This is a genomic window from Sphingomonas sp. RS6, from assembly GCF_054489705.1.
In genome coordinates, this window is sequence record NZ_JBTMWM010000005.1 from 180,067 (window position 1) to 201,619 (window position 21,553).

15 protein-coding genes are annotated in these 21,553 nt (G+C 67.2%); 6 read left to right on the forward strand and 9 right to left on the reverse strand.

Annotated features, from left to right (window positions below; all coding sequences use genetic code 11):
- Window position 1: 1 nt before the first annotated feature.
- A complete protein-coding gene (locus tag ACX40Y_RS11585) occupies window positions 2–799 on the forward strand; it encodes an SDR family NAD(P)-dependent oxidoreductase (protein WP_459119719.1) in 798 nt (265 codons plus the stop codon).
- Window position 800: 1 nt separating this feature from the next.
- Entirely contained in the window at window positions 801–1,694 is an 894-nt protein-coding gene (locus ACX40Y_RS11590) for an SMP-30/gluconolactonase/LRE family protein (protein WP_459119720.1), read from the forward strand.
- Between the two features lie 40 nt (window positions 1,695–1,734).
- On the opposite strand, the gene ACX40Y_RS11595 is transcribed toward ACX40Y_RS11590, so the two are convergent.
- Both ACX40Y_RS11595 and ACX40Y_RS11600 read right to left on the reverse strand, forming a co-directional pair.
- Window positions 1,735–2,364: a TetR/AcrR family transcriptional regulator gene (locus ACX40Y_RS11595; protein WP_459119721.1), complete on the reverse strand. Its 630-nt coding sequence runs from the start codon at window positions 2,362–2,364 to the stop codon at window positions 1,735–1,737.
- 91 nt (window positions 2,365–2,455) lie between these two features.
- A complete protein-coding gene (locus ACX40Y_RS11600) occupies window positions 2,456–3,154 on the reverse strand; it encodes an FMN-dependent NADH-azoreductase (RefSeq protein WP_459119722.1) in 699 nt (232 codons plus the stop codon).
- A gap of 98 nt (window positions 3,155–3,252) precedes the next feature.
- On the opposite strand from ACX40Y_RS11600, the gene ACX40Y_RS11605 reads away from it, so the two are divergent.
- Window positions 3,253–4,197 (forward strand): LysR substrate-binding domain-containing protein, encoded by a 945-nt coding sequence (locus tag ACX40Y_RS11605; RefSeq protein ID WP_459119723.1) that lies wholly within the window; start codon window positions 3,253–3,255, stop codon window positions 4,195–4,197.
- Here the strand turns inward: ACX40Y_RS11605 and ACX40Y_RS11610 are convergent.
- The 3 genes from ACX40Y_RS11610 to ACX40Y_RS11620 all read right to left on the reverse strand — a co-directional run bounded on the left by ACX40Y_RS11610 (window position 4,172) and on the right by ACX40Y_RS11620 (window position 8,664).
- On the reverse strand, window positions 4,172–5,947 hold the full coding sequence (locus tag ACX40Y_RS11610) for an IlvD/Edd family dehydratase (protein ID WP_459119724.1): 1,776 nt from the start codon (window positions 5,945–5,947) through the stop codon (window positions 4,172–4,174). The genes ACX40Y_RS11605 and ACX40Y_RS11610 overlap by 26 nt on opposite strands.
- Before the next feature lie 151 nt (window positions 5,948–6,098).
- Window positions 6,099–7,502 carry a sugar porter family MFS transporter gene (locus ACX40Y_RS11615; protein ID WP_459119725.1) on the reverse strand — a complete coding sequence of 468 codons (1,404 nt, stop codon included), beginning with the start codon at window positions 7,500–7,502 and terminating at the stop codon, window positions 6,099–6,101.
- A 100-nt stretch (window positions 7,503–7,602) separates the two neighbouring features.
- Window positions 7,603–8,664 carry a LacI family DNA-binding transcriptional regulator gene (locus tag ACX40Y_RS11620; protein ID WP_459119726.1) on the reverse strand — a complete coding sequence of 354 codons (1,062 nt, stop codon included), beginning with the start codon at window positions 8,662–8,664 and terminating at the stop codon, window positions 7,603–7,605.
- 161 nt (window positions 8,665–8,825) lie between these two features.
- Here ACX40Y_RS11620 and ACX40Y_RS11625 point away from each other — a divergent pair, with 161 nt between their 5' ends.
- A complete protein-coding gene (locus ACX40Y_RS11625; RefSeq protein WP_459119727.1) occupies window positions 8,826–11,228 on the forward strand; it encodes a glycoside hydrolase family 3 N-terminal domain-containing protein in 2,403 nt (800 codons plus the stop codon).
- A 40-nt stretch (window positions 11,229–11,268) separates the two neighbouring features.
- On the opposite strand, the gene ACX40Y_RS11630 is transcribed toward ACX40Y_RS11625, so the two are convergent.
- Both ACX40Y_RS11630 and ACX40Y_RS11635 read right to left on the reverse strand, forming a co-directional pair.
- Entirely contained in the window at window positions 11,269–13,092 is a 1,824-nt protein-coding gene (locus ACX40Y_RS11630; RefSeq protein ID WP_459119728.1) for a glycoside hydrolase family 9 protein, read from the reverse strand.
- Window positions 13,093–13,110: 18 nt separating this feature from the next.
- Window positions 13,111–15,267, reverse strand: a complete 2,157-nt coding sequence (locus tag ACX40Y_RS11635; RefSeq protein WP_459119729.1) for an alpha-glucuronidase family glycosyl hydrolase — start codon at window positions 15,265–15,267, stop codon at window positions 13,111–13,113.
- 121 nt (window positions 15,268–15,388) lie between these two features.
- On the opposite strand from ACX40Y_RS11635, the gene ACX40Y_RS11640 reads away from it, so the two are divergent.
- Together ACX40Y_RS11640 and ACX40Y_RS11645 are read left to right on the forward strand one after the other, a co-directional pair.
- A complete protein-coding gene (locus ACX40Y_RS11640) occupies window positions 15,389–16,549 on the forward strand; it encodes an endo-1,4-beta-xylanase (protein WP_459119730.1) in 1,161 nt (386 codons plus the stop codon).
- A gap of 84 nt (window positions 16,550–16,633) precedes the next feature.
- Window positions 16,634–17,644, forward strand: coding sequence for an AAA family ATPase (locus tag ACX40Y_RS11645; RefSeq protein WP_459119731.1), 1,011 nt, complete (start codon window positions 16,634–16,636; stop codon window positions 17,642–17,644).
- 75 nt (window positions 17,645–17,719) lie between these two features.
- Here the strand turns inward: ACX40Y_RS11645 and ACX40Y_RS11650 are convergent, their stop codons facing one another.
- A complete protein-coding gene (locus ACX40Y_RS11650; protein ID WP_459119732.1) occupies window positions 17,720–18,070 on the reverse strand; it encodes an ArsR/SmtB family transcription factor in 351 nt (116 codons plus the stop codon).
- Window positions 18,071–18,217: 147 nt separating this feature from the next.
- Window positions 18,218–21,541: a glycosyltransferase gene (locus ACX40Y_RS11655; RefSeq protein WP_459119733.1), complete on the reverse strand. Its 3,324-nt coding sequence runs from the start codon at window positions 21,539–21,541 to the stop codon at window positions 18,218–18,220.
- Window positions 21,542–21,553 lie beyond the last annotated feature (12 nt).

Genomic DNA, 21,553 nt, shown 5'->3' on the forward strand with positions numbered 1-21,553 from the left:
GATGTCCGAATCCGACCCCAAGCAGGCGCCGCTGGCCCGCGACCAGCGAGCCGTCTATCCCAGCCTGAAGGGCAAGCGCGTGCTGATCACGGGCGGCGGATCGGGGATCGGCGCCGGGCTGGTCGAAGGGTTCGTGCGCCAGGGCGCGGACGTGACCTTTTTCGACATTGCCGATGCCGATTCGCAGGCGCTCGCCGCCAGCCTGGCCGATGCGCCGATCGCGCCGCGATTCCACAAGGTCGACCTGACCGACGTGCGCGCGGCCCAGGCGCAGGTCCAGGCGCTGGTCGAGGCCGAGGGCGCGTTCGACGTGCTGCTCAACAACGCGGCCAATGACGATCGCCACACGATCGAAGAGGTGACTCCCGACTATTGGGACAACCGGATGAACGTCAATCTGCGCCACCAGTTCTTCATGGCGCAGGCGGTGATCCCGGGCATGAAGGCCAAGGGCGCCGGCGTGATCATCAACCTCGGCTCGATTTCCTGGCATTTGGGGCTGGAGGATCTGACCCTCTATCAGACGGCTAAGGCCGCGATCGAGGGCCTGACGCGCAGCTTTGCCCGCGAACTCGGCCCGGACGGCATCCGTTCGGTCTGCGTCGTGCCCGGCAATGTCCGCACGCCGCGCCAGCTGAAATGGTACACGCCCGAGGGCGAGGCCGAGATCGTCGCTGCGCAGTGCATGACCGGCCGGCTGGTCCCCGACGACATCGCCGCGATGGCGCTGTTCCTTGCATCCGACGATGCGCGGCTGGTAACCGGCCACGAGTATTTCGTGGATGCGGGCTGGAGATAAGATGAGCGACAAGGTGGTGGCATCGGCGCCGGAAAGCGTGTGGGGGCTTGCCGCCCCGCTGCTCGAAGGCCCCGTCTGGGTGGCGCGCGACGCGGCCTTGTGGTTCGTCGACATCAAGAGCCACAAGATCCACCGCCTTGATCCCGCCACCGGCGACAAGGCGAGCTGGGATGCGCCCGCGCAGGTGGGCTTCGCGCTGCCCTGTGCCAGCGGCGGCTTCGTCGCGGGGCTGCAGACGGGCCTCGCGAAATTCGACCCCGCCGACGGCAGCTTTACCCAGCTGATCGATCCCGAGCCCGAACTGCCCGGCAACCGCCTGAACGACGGCACTGTCGATCCGCAAGGCCGCCTCTGGTTCGGCACAATGGACGACGGCGAAAGCGAAGCCACCGGCACCATCTACCGCCTCGCCGCTGACGGAAGCTGCGTCGCATCGAGTCCGAAGGTGTCGATCACCAACGGCCCGGCGGTCTCGCCCGACGGCAAGACGCTCTATCATGTCGATACGCTCGGCCAGCTGATTTACGCCTGCGACATCGCTTCTGATGGCGCGCTGGTGAACCGCCGCGAGTTCGCCCGCATCGCCGAGGGCGAGGGCTATCCGGACGGCCCCTGCGTCGACAGCGAGGGCTTTGTTTGGGTGAGCCTCTATGCGGGTTCCGAGGTTCGCCGCTATTCGCCGGCGGGCGAACTGGTCGAGACGGTGCCCTTCCCGGTCGATGCGATCACCAAGATCGCGTTCGGCGGCCCGGACCTGAAGACGGTGTTCGCCACCACGGCGAACAAGCACCTCTCGGCCGAAGACAAGGCCGCCCGGCCGACGTCGGGCGATCTGTTCAGCTTCCGCGTGACGGTGGCCGGCCAGCCAACATCGATGATCCGCGTCGGCGCCTGACCCAAATTCCTCCCCCAGCAAGGCCGAGGGAGGATCCAGACTATTGGAACATCGCCTTGGTCAGCCCGGCGATGCCGCTGCGCACGCGCTCCCAGCCGGCCTCGTCGCTGAGATCCAGCCCCAGAAACCGTCCGCTCTGCGCGCCCGACAGCACCAACTGCTGGATCGAGGCAATCAGCAGGGCGTTGAGCACCGGCGCGTCAATTCCCGCGGGCCGCTGCAGCGTGCCGCGCTCGCGCGCGATCCACGCGCTCAGCGCCTTGCCACGCGCCTCGGTGAACGCCGTGGCGAGCGTGGAGGGCGCAGAAAGCTCCCAGGCGAGGATCTTCTGCGCCAGCGGATCGCTGCGCAGCGCATCGAGCAGCGCCACCGCGACGCGCGCCATCATCTCGGCATAGGTCGCTGGCGGTGGCACGTTCTCGGGGCTCACCAGCGCCGTTTCCATCCAGGCGGAAACGTCGGCAGCAATCGCCTCCGCCAGCCCGTCCATGCCGCCGAAATAGCGGTAGATCAGCTGCTTGTCATAGCCTGAGGCACGCGCAATCGCGTTCACGCCCCAGTGGGCAAAGCCCTGCTCCGCCAGCAGCCGCTTGGCCGCTTCCAGAATGACGCCCCGCGTATTGGCCGCATTGCGCGGTCGCTTCGCCGGTGCCGTATCCGTGCCGTCCATCACGCCCCCAAATCATGTCGGAGGCGTTAACTATCACTGCCGAGTGACTAGCGCCATCTCCGGAATCGGACGTAGGCGCCCTCAGTGCCTGCTATGCCGAAAGCGCCCCCAGCAACCGCCCAACCAGCGTCTCCACCGCCGCTTCCGCCGCGGCGATCGAGGCGGCGAGTCGATCGTCGCCGAACTCATCATATTCGATCGCGATGGTGTCGCTCTCGGTGATGCCGATGTAGCGCAGCGGAACCTTCAACCCTGCTTCGACGACGTTCATCGCTGCCAGACGCTCACCCGGGGCATAGCCATAATCCCCACGCGACGTCAGGATCACCAGCCGCTTCCCCGCAGGCACCATCGGCCAATAGGGCTCGCCGACCCGTGCGCGATCGAACCCGAAGGTCATCCCGACCCGAACGATATTGTCGATCCAGGCTTTGAGCGGCGACGGAACCCCGAAATTATACATCGGCACGCCCACCACCAGCAGATCGGCCGCAAGCAACTCCCCGGCCAGCCGATCGCTCTCCGCCAGCCGGGCCGTCTGGCCGGGCGATCGTTGCGCTTGGGGCGTGAAGGCGGCGTCGATCCAGGCTTCGTCGACGGGCGCGGGCGGAAGCGCCGCCACGTCGCGGCGACAGACGATGTCGCCGGGACGCGCCGCTTTCCAGCGATCCATGAAGTGACGGGAAAGACGGCGGCTATGCGATCCGCGTGGGTCTTCCCCCGAAATCCCCGTCCGCGCACTCGAATCGATGTGCAGAAGGCGCATCGGGCCGTGCTTTGGCATGTTCATGGTGGCATATTCCTCATCTATGATGCGGTCGCGCTAAGCCAGCGCCATAGCGGTGACAAAGGCGAATACCTCAGGGGATGGATGCAATGAATTCATCGATGAACAACGGCCGCAAACTGCCGCCACTCGCGACGCTGCGCGCGTTCGAGGCGGCGGCGCGGCACCTGAGCTTTCGAAAGGCGGCAGCCGAACTCGGCGTCACGCCAACCGCGATCAGCCATCAGATCCGACTGCTGGAGGACGTGCTCGGGCAGCCGATGTTCACCCGGCACGTCCGCCGTGTCTCGCTGACGCCGTCAGGCGCGCTGCTATATCCGGTGCTGCGCGACGGGTTCGATGCCTTTGCGCAGACGCTCGCCCAGATCGGCAACGTCCAGAAGCGGGCGACGGTGGTGCTTTCCGCAACGCGGCTGTTCACGGCGCGCCTGCTCGTGCCGGCGCTCGGGCGCTTCTCGGAAGCCAATCCCGATATCGACCTTCACCTCCATGCGAGCGATCTGTGCGTCGATCTGGAGGCGGGGGATGCGGACCTCGCAGTCCGCTATGGCGGCGGGCCGTTCGATGGACTTGTCGCCGAGCCTCTCATGGTCGAGCAGACGGGCGTGTTGTGCAGCCCGGCACTGGGCGTCGCGACCCCGGCGGATCTGCGACGGGTGCAGTTGCTGCACGCCGAATGGATCAGCCCGGCCGCCGGACCCGACTGGGCGGCATGGACCCACCAGGCCGGCATCCTCGACCTGCCGGTCAGCGCAGGCCCGCGGTTCACCGATGACGCCCATGCCTTGCAAGCCGCAATCGCTGGGCATGGCGCCGTCGTCAGCAGCCTCGTGCTCGCCTCACCCGACCTTGCCAGCGGCTTGTTGGTGCAGCCCTTCGGGCCGGTGATCGATGGCAAGGCGTATCATATCGTCGCCCGACCGGCCGCGGCGGCGCGGCCCGACGTACTCGCAGTATGGGCGTGGCTTCGCGCGCTGGCGCCATCCATCTCCCATCCTCACGGGACGACGATCCCCCCCATCAATGGTTATGCCGCGGCACCTTGAGCCCCGTGCCGCGATATTTGGTCGCGAATTCCAGCACGCCACCTTCGTGCAGCTGGCCCGACTTCTCGCGGTACAGCTCTTCCCACGGCGTGTTGCTCGGCGGGATCGGCGGCGCCGGCTCGCCCTTGCGGCGGGCGATCTCGTCGGCCTCGACCAGCGCGTCGACACGGCCCTGGTTGAGGTCGATGCGGATCACGTCGCCGGTGCGCAGCCAGGAAAGGCCGCCCCCCGCCGCGCTCTCCGGCGAGGCGTTGAGGATCGAGGGGCTGTCCGACGTGCCCGACTGGCGGCCGTCGCCCAGCGTCGGCAGGCTCTGGATGCCCTTTTGCAGGATCGCGTCGGGCGGCTGCATGTTGACGACTTCCGCCGAGCCCGGCCAGCCGAGCACGCCAGCGCCGCGAATCACCAGGATGCAGTTATCGTCGATGCCGAGCGCCGGATCGTTGATCCGGTGGTGATAGTCGTCCGATCCGTCGAACACGACCGCGCGGACCTCGAATACGCCCTCCTGCCCCGGGGTGGAGAGATAGCGCGCGCGGAACTGCTCGGAGATCACGCTGGTCTTCATGATCGCCATGTCGAACAGGTTGCCGGTGAGCACCAGGAACCCGGCCTTCTCCATCAGCGGCTTGTCGAGCGGGAAGATGACGTCGGCATCGAGCACGCGCGCCTCGGCGACATTCTCCGCCATGGTGCGACCGGTGCAGGTTGCGACGCTGCCGTCGAGGATGCCCGCATCGACCAGCAGCTTGAGCACCGCGGGGATGCCGCCGGCGCGATGGAAGCGCTCGGACAGATATTGCCCCGCCGGCTGCATGTTGACGATCAGCGGCAGGTCATAGCCGGTCTGCCAGTCCTCGGGGGTGATGGTGATGCCGGCATGCGCCGCCATCGCATTGAGGTGCGGCTGGGCGTTGGTCGAGCCGCCGATCGCGGTGAGCAGCTTGATCGCGTTGAGGAAGCTCTGCTTGGTGAGGATCTTCGACGGGCGAAGATCCTCATAGGCCATCTCGACGATACGCTTGCCGGTCTCATAGGCGATCTGCCCGCGCTCGCGATAGGGCGCCGGGATCATCGCGCAGCCGGGCAGGCTCATGCCCAGCCCCTCGGCCAGGCTGTTCATCGTCGAGGCGGTGCCCATCGTGTTGCAGTGCCCCGAGGACGGCGCGCTCTCCATCGCGCGGCGGAGGAACTCGGCCTCGTCGATCTCGCCCGCCGCCATCTTGCGGCGACTGCGCCAGATCACCGTGCCGCTGCCGACCAGCTCGCCTTCGTGCCAGCCGTCGAGCATCGGCCCGCCCGAGAGGACGATCGCCGGGATGTCGACGGTGGAGGCCGCCATCAGCGACGAGGGCGTGGTCTTGTCGCAGCCGGTGGTCAGGATCACCGCGTCGATCGGATAGCCGTTGAGGATCTCGACCAGGCCGAGATAGGCGAGGTTGCGGTCGAGCGCAGCGGTCGGGCGCCGGCAATTCTCGAAGATCGGGTGGAGCGGGAATTCCATCGGAATGCCGCCCGCCGCCAGGATGCCCTCGCGCGCGCGCTTCACCGTCTCCAGGTGAATGCGGTTGCACGGCGCGATGTCGCTGCCCGACTGGGCGATGCCGATGATCGGCTTGCCCGAGGTCAGCTCCCCGGGCGTGATGCCGTAGTTCATGAAGCGCTCTAGATAGAGCGCGGCCATGTCGGCGCGGCCGGGGGCGGCGAACCATTCGCGCGATCGGAACGGACGGACGGGCGTGCGGGTCATCGATACCTCACAATCCTCCCCGGCACAGGGAGGGGGACCAGCCGCAGGCTGGTGGAGGGGGGCCAGCCACACGCGACATCCGTTGGGGCAATCCCCCTCCACCATCGCCTTCGGCGATGGTTCCCCTCCCGTGCCGGGGAGGATCATCAAGTCAGCCTTCCATCGCCTCCAGTTCCTTGCCCTTGGTTTCCTTGATGAATTTCAGGACGAGGAAGAAGCTGACGACGGCGCAGACCGCGTAGAAGGTGTAGCTGACGGCGAGCCCGAGCTTCGACGCCATCACCGGGAAGCTCTGCGCAATCAGATAATTGGCGAACCACTGGGCAAAGCCGCACACCGCCAGCGCCGATCCGCGGATCTGGTTGGGGAACATCTCGCCCAGCATCACCCACATCACCGGACCCCAGCTGATGTTGAAGAAGATGACGTAGAGATTGGCGGCAACCACGGCGGTCTTGCCGAGATCGGGCGAAAGGACGAGCTTGCCGTCGACGAGCGCCCCCTGGCCAAAGGCATAGACCAGCACGAACAGCGTCACCGCCATGCCCGCCGAGCCGATCAGCAGCAGCGGCTTGCGGCCGATCTTGTCGACCAGGCCGATGGTGACGAGGCAGGCCGCGATCGAGACCGCACCCGACACGATGTTGATGAGAAGCGAGTCAGCCTCGGTGAAACCGGCCAACTGCCACAGCGTCGAACCGTAATAGAAGATCACGTTGATGCCGACGAGCTGCTGGAACACCGCGATCACCAGGCCCGCCCACAGGATCGGGCGGATGCCGCCGGTGCGCGGATCGATCAGATCGCGGAAGCTCGGGCGATGGTCGACGCTGAAGCTCGCGCGGATTTCCTCCAGCTTGGTGCGCGCGGTGTTCGGGCCGAACAGGTCGGTCAGCACCTTGCCGGCTTCCTCGGTGCGGCCCTTGGCGACCAGGTAGCGCGGGCTTTCCGGGATGAAGAACAGCGCGATCAGGAACACGGCAGCGGGAATGGCCTGCATCAGGTACATCCAACGCCACGCTTCCAGCCCGCCCCAGAAGGGTTCGGTCGAGGCGCCGGCGGCGGCGGCCAGGTAATAATTGACCACGAACGCGGCGGTGAGGCCGGAAATGATCATGATCTGCTGCACCGTCGTCATCCGGCCGCGAATGTTCGCGGGCGCGACTTCGGAGATATAGGCGGGCGACAGCACCGATGCGGCGCCGACCGCGATGCCGCCGGCGATACGGGCGACGACGAACACCCCGTGCAGATGCGCGAAGCCCTGCGCCAGCGCGCCGACGAGGAAGATGAAGGCGGCGAGCCGCATCACGTTGCGACGCCCCACCGCATCGGCGAGCGTGCCGGCGAAGAAGGCGCCGATGAAGCAGCCGATCAGTAGCGAGCCGACGGTGAAGCCGAGTCCCGCCTCGTCGAGCTGGAACGCGGCCTGAAGCCCCGGCTGGGTGCCGTTCACGGCACCGCTGTCATATCCAAAAAGCAACCCGCCGATTGTGGCCACTGCCACGATGGCGCCGATCAGGCCGAAATTGGCCCGCTCCGCCGTTTGATTCATGGGATCCCTCTCCTAACGCCCCCGACATGGGCTGGTTGTTAGCGGTAACGCTGCCCGGTGCAACCGGGAAAAGCAAGCATCGTCAGCGCGCGTGCGCTTTTCAGCCGCGCGCATCGCGGCCGGCCGGCGGCGGACCCGAGGATTCGCGGACGATCAGCTCGTGCGCGAGCACCTGCTGGCGATCCTCCGGCGCCGCCGGGCCGCGCAGTTCGTCGAGCAGCACGGTCAGCGCCGCCTCGGCCATCGCGGCGATCGGCTGACGCACGGTCGTCAGTTCGGGCCACATCGTCGTCGCGAGCGCGGTGTCGTCGAAGCCGACGACGCTCAGATCCTGCGGGACATGGAGCCCGCGCCGATGCGCAACGCCCACCGCCGCCGCCGCCATGTCGTCGTTGCTGGCGAAGATCGCGGTCGGCGGCGTGGCGGAATCGAGCAGCCGCTCGGACGCGACGATGCCCGAGCGAAAGGTGAAATAACCCTGTTCGACCGGCATGTCCGCAAGGTCGAGGCTCGCCGCCTCCACCGCCGCCTTGAAGCCGCGATAGCGCTCCGCGCTCGACGTTTGGTTCGGGTTGCCGCGGATGAAGCCGATCCGCCGGTGGCCGAGATCGATCAGATGGCGCGTCATCGCCGCCGCCGCCGCGAAATCATCGATGCGGACGTTCATGCTCCCCGTCGGCGGCAGGCCCATCGCCACCGACACCCACGGAATGTCGGCGGCCTCCAGTTCGGCGCGCACCGCTGCCGCTTCGGACAGGGGCGGCGGCAGGATCACGCCCTGGACATGCGTCTGGACAAAGCCGCGCGTCGCCTCCGCCTGCTCCTCGGGCCGCTCGCCCTCGCAGGCTTCCAGCACGAGGTGGCACCCCGCCCGTCGCGCGGCGGCAAGCGCGCCGATCAGGAACTGCGACAGATACGCCGTCGAGGGATTGGAATAGAGCAGGCCGATCTGCGTCGCCTCCCCCGCCGCCAGGCTGCGCGCCGCAGCATTAGGCGAATAGTTCAGCTTCGCGATCGCCGCAAGCACCGCCTCCCGCGTCGCCTCGCGGACATTGGTGCCGCCATTGACGACGCGCGACACGGTCATCGCCGACACCCCGGCTTCGCGCGCGACATCCTGCACCGTCACGGACCCCCGGCTGCGCCGGCTCGATTTGCTCATTGCCCCTCCTGCAAGAACGCATAAGTTCGCGCTAACAGGAAAGCAATCGGCGGCGATCGAGGCTGTTGACCGGCGGCGCGAGCGCCATTTATAGCTGATAGCGCTACCATAACGACCAGACGGCAGCAGCTGACTGCCGCGTCATCATCAGGGAGAGGAACATGCGCTCGTTTCGCCGCCTTGTCGCGCTGGCCGTCGCCGCCACCGCGCTGACACCGATGGCCGGTGCCCTGCCCGCCGCCGCACAGGCCAGCCGCAGCAGTGAAAAGCCGCTCTACAAGGATGCGTCGCAGCCGGTGGAGGCGCGCATCGACGATCTGCTCGGCCGCATGACGCTGGAGGAAAAGGTCTCGCAGCTCGTCGCGCTTTGGCTCAACAAGGGCAAGGTCCAGTCTGCTCAGGGTGAATTCGATCCTGTCGCGGCGAGCCGGAACTTCCCCAACGGCCTCGGCATGATCTCCCGCCCCTATGATCGGCGCGGCGTGGCCCCCGGCGCATCGGCCGCCGCGGGCGCCAATGCCGGCGACGTCAACCGCAGCCCCGAGGAGACCGCCCGCTACGTATACGCCACGCAGAAATGGGCGGTGGAGAAGACCCGGCTCGGCATCCCGATGCTGATGCACGAGGAGGCACTGCACGGTCTGGTCGCGCCCGGCGCGACGAGCTTTCCCCAGTCGATCGGGCTGGCGAGCAGCTTCGATACGGCGCTGGTCGAGCAGGTCTTCTCGATGGCCGCGAAGGAAGCGCGGGCGCGCGGCGCCAACCTCGTCCTTGCGCCGGTCGTCGACGTCGCCCGCGATCCGCGCTGGGGCCGCATCGAGGAAACCTATGGCGAGGACCCCTATCTGGTGACGCAGATGGGCCTGGCCGCGATCCGCGGCTTTCAGGGGCTGACGCTGCCGCTCGCGCCCGACAAGGTGTTCGTCACGCTGAAGCACATGACCGGGCATGGCCAGCCGGAAAACGGCACCAATGTCGGCCCGGCCTCGTTCGGCGAGCGGACGCTGCGCGAGGATTTCTTCCCGCCATTCGAGGCGGCGGTGAAAACGCTGCCCGTCCTCTCGGTCATGGCGAGCTATAACGAGATCGACGGCATCCCCAGCCATGCCAATCACTGGCTGCTGACCGACGTGCTGCGCGGCGAATGGGGCTTTCAGGGCGCTGTCGTCAGCGACTATTTCGCGATCCGCGAACTCATCACCCGCCACCATATGTTCAAGGATCTGAAGGACGCGGCGGCGCGGGCGATGGATGCCGGCGTCGATGTCGAGACGCCGGATGGCGAAGCGTATAACCATCTGGTCGAGCTGGTGAAGGAAGGCCGGATCAGCCAGGGCCAGATCGACAACGCCGTGCGTCGCGTGCTGCGCATGAAGTTCGAGGGCGGGCTGTTCGAAAACCCCTATCCCGACGTGAAGCTGGCGGCCGCCCGCACCAATACGCCCGAAGCGATCGCCCTCGCCCGCCAGGCCGCGCGCGAATCGATCGTGCTGCTCAAGAATGCGCAGGGCCTGCTCCCGCTCGACGCGAGCGGCATCAAGCGGATGGCGGTGATCGGCACGCATGCGAAGGACACGCCGATCGGTGGCTATTCGGACGAGCCCCGCCACGTCGTCAGCGTGCTCGAAGGCATGCAGAGCGAAGGCAAGGGCAAGTTCGCGGTCGATTATGCCGAAGGCGTGCGCATCACCGATCACCGGATCTGGTCGAAGGACGAGGTCAAGCTGGTCCCGGATTCGATCAACGATCAGCTGCGGGCGCAGGCGGTGGAGACCGCGAAGAACGCCGATGTCGTCGTGCTGGTGCTCGGCGGCAACGAGGCTGTGAGCCGCGAGGCCTGGGCCGACAATCATCTGGGCGACAGCGAGACGCTCGACCTGCCGGGGCCGCAGGACCAGCTGTCGAAGGCGATCTTTGCGCTCGGCAAGCCGGTGGTGGTGATCCTGCTCAACGGCCGCCCCTATTCGGTCAACTATCTCGCCGAGAACGCCCCGGCGCTGATCGAGGGCTGGTATCTCGGCGAGCAGACCGGCAACGCGCTCGCCGATGTGGTGTTCGGCCGCTACAATCCCGGCGGCAAGCTGCCGGTGTCGATCGCCCGCAATGTCGGCCAGCTGCCGATCTATTATAGTCGGAAGCCGAGCGCGCGCCGCGGCTATCTGTTCGGCGACACCAGCCCGCTTTATCCGTTCGGCTATGGCCTCAGCTACACGACGTTCGACATCGCCGCGCCCCGGCTCGGCGCGCCGACGATCGGTATCGCCGACAAGGCAACCGTCGAGGTGGACGTGACCAACACCGGCAAGGTCGCCGGCGACGAGGTCGTCCAGCTTTACGTCCATGACGATCTCGCCTCGGTCACCCGGCCGGTGCAGGAACTGAAGCGCTTCCAGCGCGTGACGCTCAGGCCCGGCGAGAAGAAGACCGTGCGGTTCGAACTGACGCCGGACGATCTGGCGCTGTGGAACATCGAGATGAAGCATGTGGTGGAGCCGGGCACCTTCACCATCTCGTCCGGCCCGAATTCGGCAACGCTGAAAAGCGCCACGCTGACGGTACGCTGATCGGCGCTGGGGGAGAGCGCAGCGCCCTCCCCCACCCGGTTCAATCGTCCATCCAGGCCGCGACCCAGAACAGCGGCGCGTTCCAGTTGATCGCCACTTCGTTCAGCGCATAGGCGCGGATATCGTCCGCCCAGCAGGTCTGGGGCGCGCATTTGCCCTTCAGCCGCATGGCCACCGGATCGCTCATCGCGGTGTCGTTCGCGCCGCCCGAAAGCACGCCCGGCGGCGGCCCCGGCAACTTCGCGTCGAGCGAATGCGCCCAGAAGCGGTGGTGCGGATTGCGCAGCGGCCGCGCGCCATAGCCGCTGACATAGGACTGGCCGAGCGGATTGCGCCCGAGCACATAGTCGAGCGCCGATACGACACCCGCCCGGTAGCGGGCATCGCCCGTCAGGTCCCCCGCGACGCCCAGAACCATGGCCTGGTTGAGCAGATCGCCGTTCGATCCCCAGGGATAGCCGGCTGCGCGATAGGGAATGGCATAGCCATTGGCGCGCCGTTCGCCGAGCATGCGGTCGGCACCAGCGATCAGCGCCTTGCGCAGGCGCTGCACATCGGCGTCGTCCAGCCCGGTCTTGACCGTCGCCAGCGTGATCGTCCCCAGCGGTACGGTGAAGCTCCAGCCTGGCGCACCCACGGTCTCGCCGAAATGACGCGAACCCGTCACCGCCTCACGGAACGCCGCCTCGCCGGTGGTCGCGTAGAGCTCGGCGGCCGCCCAGTAGAATTCGTCGCTCAGCTCGCTATCGCCATAGCCGCCGCTGCCGGTGAAGCTGCTGGTCGCATAGACCTTCGGGTTGCGCTGCGCTGCAGCCCAGGCCTGCCGAGCCGCCAACAGGCAGCGATCGGCAAAGGCGTCGTCCACGCCGCGCCACAGCCGGGCGCACTGCGCCGCCGTCGCCGCCAGGTTCAGCGTGGCGGCGGTGGTGGGCGGATAGAGCAGCCGTTCCTCGCGATCGTCCTGCGGCGGCATAGGCAGGGCCGTCCAGTTGCGATCGGCGACTTTCTGATGCGCCATGCCGCCGGCGTCGATCTCGGCAAAGGGCGGAAAGCTCGGCTCCCAGGCGGGGCGCCCGGGCTTGGGCGCGCCGAGCGGCCCCGACGGCACGCTGGTCCGCACCCCATCGGCGATCTGCATCGCCAGCAGGAATTCCATCTCCCACCGGGCCTCGTCGAGCAGGTCGCTCACCCCATTGCCCGATTCGGGTAGGCGCAGTGAACCATCGGGAAACGCCCCGGGCCGGCGCTCATAGGCGTTGAGCAGCGTCCACAAGGCGATGCCGCCATTGACGACATATTTGCCGTGGTCGCCCGCATCATACCAGCCGCCGGTCACGTCCAGTCGATAGTCGCAGCCAGGCCATTTGGTGCCACGTCCGTCGGCACCGGCAAAACAACCGGCGACTTCGCGGGCATGGCCCGCCGGCCGGGCCCAGGCGGCACCGGCGAACCGCGCCTCGATCGGAATCCCCGCCCGCTGCTGATAGAAGAAGTTCGCCGCATCGCGGGCGAGCGGGCGATAGAGCGCGGGCGCGATCGTAAACGGATCGCTGACAATCCCCGCCACCGACAGCCGATAGCCTTTGCCCTCGCGACGAAAGCCCGAGAACTCGATCCGCTGAACCGTCGCACCCGAACTCGCGTCCGGCCCATAGACGAAGGTTTCGCCCTGCCCCACCACCTTGCCCTCGGCGTCGAGCAGCTGCCAGGACTGCGGCTGCGTGCCTGCCCCGCGCACCACCGCGAGCTTCACGTCGGCGGGCTCGAATCCCAGCTGGTTGAGGTCGATCGCCGGTTGCTGTTGCGCAATCGCTGGGCTCGCCGCGGCCAGCGCCGCGAGCAGCCAGTGTGGCGTGGGTCGCATGTCGCCTTCCTTCTTCGCTTATTTGCCGTTGCCGGGCGCGTGCGGCGTGCGGATCGTCTCGTAATAGGCCAGCGGGTGCGGCGGCGCCGCATGGCCGGCCGGCAGCGGGCGTTTCGAAAGCGACTGCCAGTATGCGATCGAGGCATCGCGCCACCATTGCGCCTCCTGCCGCTGGATGCCAAGGAAGTCGCGAACCTCCGCCCAGCGCCGCGCATCGACCTTGCCCTTCAGCTCGGCCCATCGGTGCTGCATGCCCTCGACGCTTGCGATGCCGGCGTCATAATGTTCGACCAGGCTGTCCCACAGCGTCTCGCCCGAACGCATCCGATAGTCCCAGGGCACATGGTGGAACCAGAGCAGCAGGCTGTCCGGCACGGTCTTCAGGTCGCCCCATCGTTTCGCGACTTCGGGGGCATATTGGCCGAGCGCGTTGGTGCCGCTGGCGGTGCGATCGAAACCAATCCCGTTCGCATCGGCACGGTGATAATAGGCCGGGTTCCATTCCGGCCGGGCGAGATCGGAAACCCACGGGCCGGGGCCATAATGATGCCCCGTCGCCATCAGATGCCCGAGCCCCAGCGGCGTCATGTAATTCACCACCGCCTCTCGCGATTCCATCATCATCGCCACGATCGTCGACACGGTGGCGGGATCGTTGCTCCACGTCATCCGAGCCCAATCCTGCGCGATCGCATCGGCGTTCGCATCGGGATTCCAGGCGAGCCGACCGAAGGCATACCAGTTCGCCTGATCGAACTGCGATCCGCTCCAGTTGAAATCGCTGCCGATATTGGCGACGCCAGCCATGCCGGTCAGCGCCTGCGCGTCGACAGGCGTTTCGATCACCGATGCGACGGTGCTCTGCGCGCTCGGCCGATAGGTGCGGCTGCGCAGCGTTTCCTGCCACATCGTCCCCAGATAGGCGAGGTGCGTCGCGAAGCCGAGATATTCCTTGGTGATCTGGAATTCCATCATCAGCGGCGTTTTCTGCATCGCCCCGAACAGCGGATGGAACGGCTCGCGCGGCTGAAAATCGATCGCGCCATTCTTGACCTGGAGCAGCACATTGTCGCGGAACTTGCCGTCGAGCGGCACGAACTCGTCATAGGCCTGTTTGTGGCGATCGGTCTCGTCATGCTCGGAATAGACAAAGGCGCGCCACATCACCACGCCACCGTGCGGCGCCAGCGCATCCGCCAGCATGTTCGCGCCATCGGCATGGCTGCGCTTATAATCGGACGGCCCCGGCTGGCCTTCCGAATTGGCCTTGACCAGAAAGCCGCCGAAATCCGGGATCTCGTCATAGATTTCGTCCGCCTTGGCCTTCCACCAGGCGCGGACCGCAGGGTCGAGCGGGTCGGCCGTCTTCAATCCGCCGATCTCGATCGGGGCGGAGAACCGCGCGGTCAGATAGACCCGGATGCCATAGGGCCGGAACACCGCGGCCAGCGCCTTCACCTTCGCCAGATAGGGAGCGGTGAGGATGTCCGCATTGGCGTTGACATTGTTGAGCACGGTGCCGTTGATGCCGATCGAGGCGTTGGCCCGGGCATAATCGGTGTAGCGCCGATCGAGATAGCCCGGCAGCTTCTGCCAGTCCCACAGCGACTGGCCCGAATAGCCGCGCTCGACATAGCGATCGAGATTGTCCCAATGGTCGAGCATGCGCAGCTTGAGCTTCGGCGCATCGACGATGTCCAGCCGGTCGATCGGCTGATGCGTCTGGATCAGCTTGAGCAGGCGAAACGCACCGTAGAGCGCGCCGACGTCGCTGTTCGCCGCCACCAGCGTCACGCGCGCGCCGCCGATCGTCACCGTCCGCAGCACGAATCCCTCGCGGCCGATCCGCGCCAGCGGCAGATCGAGCCCGCGCAGGATCGGCGCACCCGCCACCGCGACCACAATTCCGCCCGTCCCGGCCACCGCGTCGCGATGCGCCGGCGCGGTGCCGGTCAGCCCGGCGATGCCGCGATCGAGTTCGTCGAGCGCCGCGCGCAGGGTCGGCCGGCTGGCATCGCCGACGGTGTAGCGCAGCATCGGTGCGTAGCGGTCGGCCAGCGGCGGATCGAGACGTTCATAGCGCAGCCACAGATCATAACCGGTTTCGGCATATCCCTGATTCGGAACGCCAAACCCGCAAAAAACGCACAAAACCGCCAGCAATAGTCGCCACATGGCCTGCTCTCCCGATCGCGGTCGCCTGCCGCCGTTGACAAGGCTGTAGCAGCCCGATCATGGTAACGCTACCAAGCAACCGGCGCTTGTCGACGCCGGGCAAGGAGAGGGACGAGCACGCATGGACATGCCTCCAGCCAAGGTCACGCGCCGCACCATCCTGGCCGGCGCGGCCGCCGCCACCGCCCTGCCCGCGGCCTCGCGCGCGGCCAGCACGATCCCGGGGGTGAACATGATCGCGTCACGGCACGGCATGCGATTCGGCTCCTGCGTCGCGTGGAGCCCGCCGGGGGCAAACGCGGGGTCGTTCCAGAACCCCGCCTATGCCGCGCTGATGCGGCGCGACTGCGGACTTGCGGTGCCGGAGAACGAGCTCAAATGGCAGGCGGTTCGCCCCGCGCCCGATCGGTTCGATTTCACTCGCTTCGACGCCATCCTCGACGCCGCCGAATCCTTCGGCATCGCGATGCGCGGGCACACCTTGCTGTGGCAGAAGCCCCGATATTTCTCGGAATGGCTGAACGAGCATGATTTCGGCAGCACTCCGGCCCGCGAGGCCGATCGCATCCTGAGCGAACATATCGCCACCATCTGCCGTCGATACGGCCAGCGGATCGGCAGCTACGACGTCGTCAACGAAGCCGTCGACGAACGCACCGGCGAACTGCGCGAGACCAGCCTGTCCACGGCGTTCGGCGGCACCGAGGCGATGATCGATCGCGCCTTCGCTGCGGCGCGCGCGGCCGCGCCGCATGCCCAGCTTGTCTATAACGACTATATGAGCTGGGAGCCCGGCAACGAGGCGCATCGCGCCGGCGTGCTTCGCCTGCTGGAGGGGCTGCGCAAACGCGGCACGCCCGTCGACGCGCTCGGTGTCCAGTCGCATATCGGCCCGGTCGGCGACGAAAAGGCGGGCGTGCTCGCCGCCCGACAGGAAGGGCCATGGCGCGCGTTCCTCGATGCGGTGGTCGCGATGGGCTATGATCTCGTCGTCACCGAATTCGATGTCGCCGACCAGCATCTGCCCACCGACTTTGCCGAGCGCGACCGGATGATTGCGGATTATGCGGACGCCTATCTTCAGATCATGTTCGGCTATCCACAGCTTCGGGACATCTTGGCCTGGGGCATGTGCGACCGATATAGCTGGCTGAACGGCTTCAAACCGCGCAGCGACGGTACAATGACGCGAGGGACGCCTTATGATAATCGCTTCGAGCGAAAGCCGCTGTACACGGCGATTGCGCACCGATTTGCACAGGCGACTGTACGGAACGGCTGATCGGTACGCTCCCGTTCAGAATCCAGTCCTATAGTGGAAAGGCCGGAAGTGACGAGCGGGACCGGCGGACCAGGGAGCGACAAGATGGCGGCCTTTGCCGCGACCACCAAAGCACGCACCGGCACCGACCAGGCGGAGCCGCTGCACGACATCACGGCGCTGCAGGCGCAGGCGGATGCGCTGGCGCGCGCCCATGCGTCGGCCACCGTCATCGCGGCCGGCGCCGCGTTCCGGGCGCGGCTGCTGGAACAGGCGCGCACCGCCGCACAGCGCAGCGCCGTCGCCGTCCAGGGCGCCGACATCGAACGCCGCGCCCGCGCCGGCCGGATTCGCCTGTTCGAGGACGGGCAGCCTGCCGACCTGTTGTACGATCTCGCGCGGGTCCTGGCGCCGCTGATCGATCAGGACCGCATGGTCGATGCCAATATTCTCGCCAATCGCTATCTCGATCTGTCCCCGCAGGGCGCGGCGGGCTGGGCATTGCTGCCGCTGATGCTGTCGCTGCACGTCGCCGAGGCGGAGCTTGCCGATCGCCTGTTGCTGCCGGCGCTGCCGCAACTGATCGTTGTCGGTGGCCTTTCGGGCACCGGCAAGTCCAGCCTCGCCCGGCTGCTGGGCGGGCGATACGGCCGTGCGCCCGGCGCGCGCGTGCTGCGATCGGACGTGTTTCGCAAGCGGCTAGCCGGTCTGCCGCCCGAGGCACGGCTGCCGTCGTCGCACTATACCCGCCGCAACGACGACGAAACCTATGAGGCGTTGTTCGAATCGGCGGACGACCATCTCGCCTGCGGCACCACCGTCATCCTCGACGCCGTGTTCATGAACCGCAGCGAGCGCGAAGTCGCCGAGGCGCTGGCGCTCCAGGCGCGGGTGCCGTTCACCGGCATCTGGCTGGAGGCGCCGGAGCGCGATCGCATCGCCCGCGTCGCCGCCCGCACCGGCGATGCGTCCGATGCGACGGCCGATGTCGCGCGAGAACAGTCCCGCCGTAGCATCGGCGATCTGTTCGGTTGGCATCGCCTTCGCGCGAACCGCCATATGGACCTGATCCTGCCGGCGGCACGCGGCATGATCGAGCGACCGCGTCGAGGCTGACCGCACCAAGGCTGGCAACCCCGCGAGAATCGGAAATATTGAACTTTAAGGGCGCGGTCGCTCCCGGATCGGGCGCTAAACCGCTTCCGCTTCGCGCCTGGCGAGTTGGCCCGCATCCTGCCGCCTCTCGTCATCGGAGGGGCAGAACATGTCGTTCAATGCGTCGAGCATCCGCGTCGCCTCGTCGCTGGCGATCGAATAGAAGATCATCTGGCCCGCGCGCCGGGCGGACACCATGCCCTCGCGGCGGAGCAACGCCAGTTGCTGCGAAACCGCCGTGTCTCGCGCTTCGGTCAGTTTCGCAAGCTCGCCGACCGATTTCTCACCATCGGCAAGATGGTAAAGCAAGAGCAAGCGGCTGCGACCAGACAGCGCCTTCAGAAACTGCGACGCGCGGTCGATTACGTCGTTCATATCGTTCTTCACCAGTCAAGGCTATGCGCCCGGCATGGGCCACGCAAGTCACCAAGACCTGAGAATCCAAGGAATTTCACAAACATAAATCAAGGAGCTTACTGCAAACCTTTGCATGGCGCGCCCTGTCGGCGTGCGCCGTCGCGCGGCGGCGCCGGCTCAGGCGATGCCCGGCTGGGCGGCGGCGCCGACGCTGCCGGTGCGTTCCAGCTTGCCCCAGCCGACCCACCAGCCGCCGACCGCCGAGCCGATCGCGCGCAGCACCACCCAGTACATCAGCTGGCGATAAACGAAACGCTGCGCGAGCAGCAGCAGTGCCGGATAGCGGATGCGCCGGCTGTTGAGCCGATAGGCGACCCAGCCGCACAACAGGTCGATCGTGGTGAAGGCGATCCAGTAGGTGCCCATCGTCAGCACGTCGCCGCTGGTGCGTTCCCAGCCATGCTGCCACACGTCGAGGCCGGTCGCGACAAGCGCGGCAAGCAGCGCCAGATCGATCAGCGGCGAAATCGCCGCGAAGCCGATCTGGAACAGCCAGGCCTGGGGCAGCCCCACCCAGGCCAGCCCGCGCGCCGCACGATTGCGATCGCGGTACAGGCCCCGATGTTTCCACAGGCACTGGAGCGTGCCGAACGCCCAGCGATAGCGCTGCTTGGCAAGCGAGCGGAACCCCTCCGGCGCCTCGGTCCAGGCAACCGCGTCGGGATCATAGCTGACGCGCCAGCCCGCCCGCTGGATCGCGATGGTCAGATCCTGGTCCTCGGCAAGCGTGTCCTCGGGATAGCCGCCAACCGCGTCCAGCGCCGCACGGCGCCACGCGCCGACCGCCCCGGGGACAACCGTGATCGCATCGAATGCGGCGAGCGCCCGGCGCTCCAGATTCTGCGCGGTGATATATTCGATCGCCTGCCAGCGGGTGACGAGATTCACCTGGTTGCCCACCTGCGCACTGCCGGCGACGGCGCCCAGCGCCGGATCGGCGAACCAGCGCGCCAGCCGCCGGATCGTCTCCGGCTCGAACTGGGTATCGGCGTCGAGCGCGATGATGATCTCGCCCTTCGCGCGGCGAAGCGCGGTGTTGAGCGCCGCCGCCTTGCCGCCATTGGGCAGCGTCAGTAGCGCCACGCGTGGGTCATCGCCGAATTCGGCGGTGACCACCTCGCTCGTCCGGTCCTTGGAGCCATCGTCGACGACGATCAGTTCGACCGACGGATAATCGCTCGCCAGCACCCGCCGGATCGATGCGGCGATCACCCGTTCCTCGTTATAGGCGGGGATGATGACGGTAAGGCTGGGCGTATGGACCGGCTTCTCCCCACGCTCCCTGCGCCGCTGGTAGAGCGCCAGCGCGGCCAGCACGAGTGCGCGCGCAATACCAAGCGTGATCGCGATGAAGAACAGCCAGCGCAGCGTCGTCGCGATCGCGGCGAGCACCATGAAGATCGCGACATCGGCGCGCACCGCCAGCAGGTCGCTCCCCTCCACCTTCGGCATCACCGCGTCATAGGAAAGTCCGGCAAGTTCGGAGACGGGCACGAACTGATAGCCGCGCGCGCGCAGCGCGGCGATGATCCGCGGCAGCGCCGCCACCGTCTGCGAACGATCGCCGCCGCCATCGTGCAGCAGGATGATATTGGCCGAATGGTCCGGGGTCGCGCCTTCGACGGCGGCCACCGCGCGCGCGACAATCTCGTCGGTTCCCGGCCGCTTCCAGTCGTCCGGATCGGCATGCAGCCCGACGACCGTATAGCCCTGGCGCTGCGCGACCATTGCGGGGTCGAGTTCGTCGGCGGTGGTTGGCTCGGCGTCGCCGAAATAGGGCGCGCGGAACAGGCGCATCGCTCGGCCGGTATAGGCCTGGACGAGCCGCTGCGTCGCATTCAGTTCGATCGCCGTGTTCTGCGACGACATCATCGCGAGGTTGGGATGGGTATAGGTGTGGTTGCCCAGTTCATGCCCCTCGGCCACCATCCGCCGCAGCAGCCACGGATGCTGGAGCGCGTTTTCGCCGACGATGAAGAACGTCGCCTTCACGCCGGCGGCTTTCAGTTCGTCGAGGATCGGCGGCGTATAGGTCGGATCGGGCCCGTCGTCGAACGTCAGCGCCACCTTGCGCGGCAAGTCGCCCGTCCGCGTGACCATATAGGGGGTCGGCAGCGTGTCGTAACGCATGTCACGAATGATGCCGGCGGCATCGAACGAGGGTACCCGCTGGCCGAAGGTCGGCGTGGCGGTGATCCGCAATATCTCGCCATTGCCGCTCACATCGACGTCGGTGGCAGGCACCATCCGCTTGAGATCGGGCAGGCCGCCGTGCCGGAAGCTCAGCAGCGCCGTCCAGATTCCGGCATCCTCGCTTCCCAGCCGCCATAGCGCGACGCTGCCGACGCCCGCCGCGCGCACCGCCTGGAGCTGGTTCCAGCTCGCCGCAGCGTCGACCAGCCACACCTCGTGATGTTCGCCATTCTCGTCATAGGCGAAGGCGCTGTTCCCGCTGCCGCGATCGAACTGGACCTTGGCGTCGCTGTCATGCGCGGCCAGCCAGGCCTCTTCGATGCTCAGCGCATCCACCTTGCCGCCGTGCCAGTCATAGCCATAGCTGGCGAGCGCGACGACCAGCTTGTGGGCGCCCACCTGGCTCACCGCCGCCTTGAGCTGATCGACGAACCAGGGCTGCGATGCGATCGGCCCGGCGGTGCCGCCCTGCCAATGCTCGTCATAGTTCATCAGGATGACGCGATCGACCACGGCGGCGATGTGCTTGAGGTTCCACGCCGGGTCGCCGGCGGGGACCGTGACGGCGACCAGCTTGTCCGAGGGCAGCGCCGCGTTGATCTGCGCCAGCAGCGCCACATAGTGCGGCACTGATCCCGCGGGCAGGCTTTCGAAGTCCATCACCAGCCCGGCTTCGTGCCGCGCCTTGACCATCGCGGCCAGACGGTTGGCGAGCGCCGCCCGGGCGGCCGGGCTGGCGAGCAGCTTGGCCGTGCCGGCGCTGTCCCAGTCACCCTCGCCGATATTCTGGACCATCGGCAGCACGCGCGGCGCACGCTTGGTCCCGGCCAGGATCGCGTTAAACTTGGCGTCCTCGGTCACGTCGACCTTGTGGTCTGGGCCGGTCACCGAAACGAATGCCGGCACCACCCAGTCCAGATCGCCGATATTTCGCACCAGCGAATCCGCGCTCGACTGGTCCCAGGGCACATAGAAGCCGATCGTCAGCGGCGCGCCCTGATGCTTGGCCGCGCCGCCCGCCGGCAGCCAGCGGCTATGGTGCGGCTGGCCGCGCGCGCTTGCCGAACGCAGCTCGGCGGGCCGCGCATTCTCCCAGCGGATCGGCAGATCCCGCCCCCGCGGCACGATCAGGATCGTTGCGGCAAACACCGCCGCCGCAACGAGCACGACGGCGGCGACGGCGAACGCTGCACGAAAGGTCCAGCGCCGGCGGGTGCCGGTGGGGTCGAAAAAGATGGGACGCGACATCGAATGGCCTTC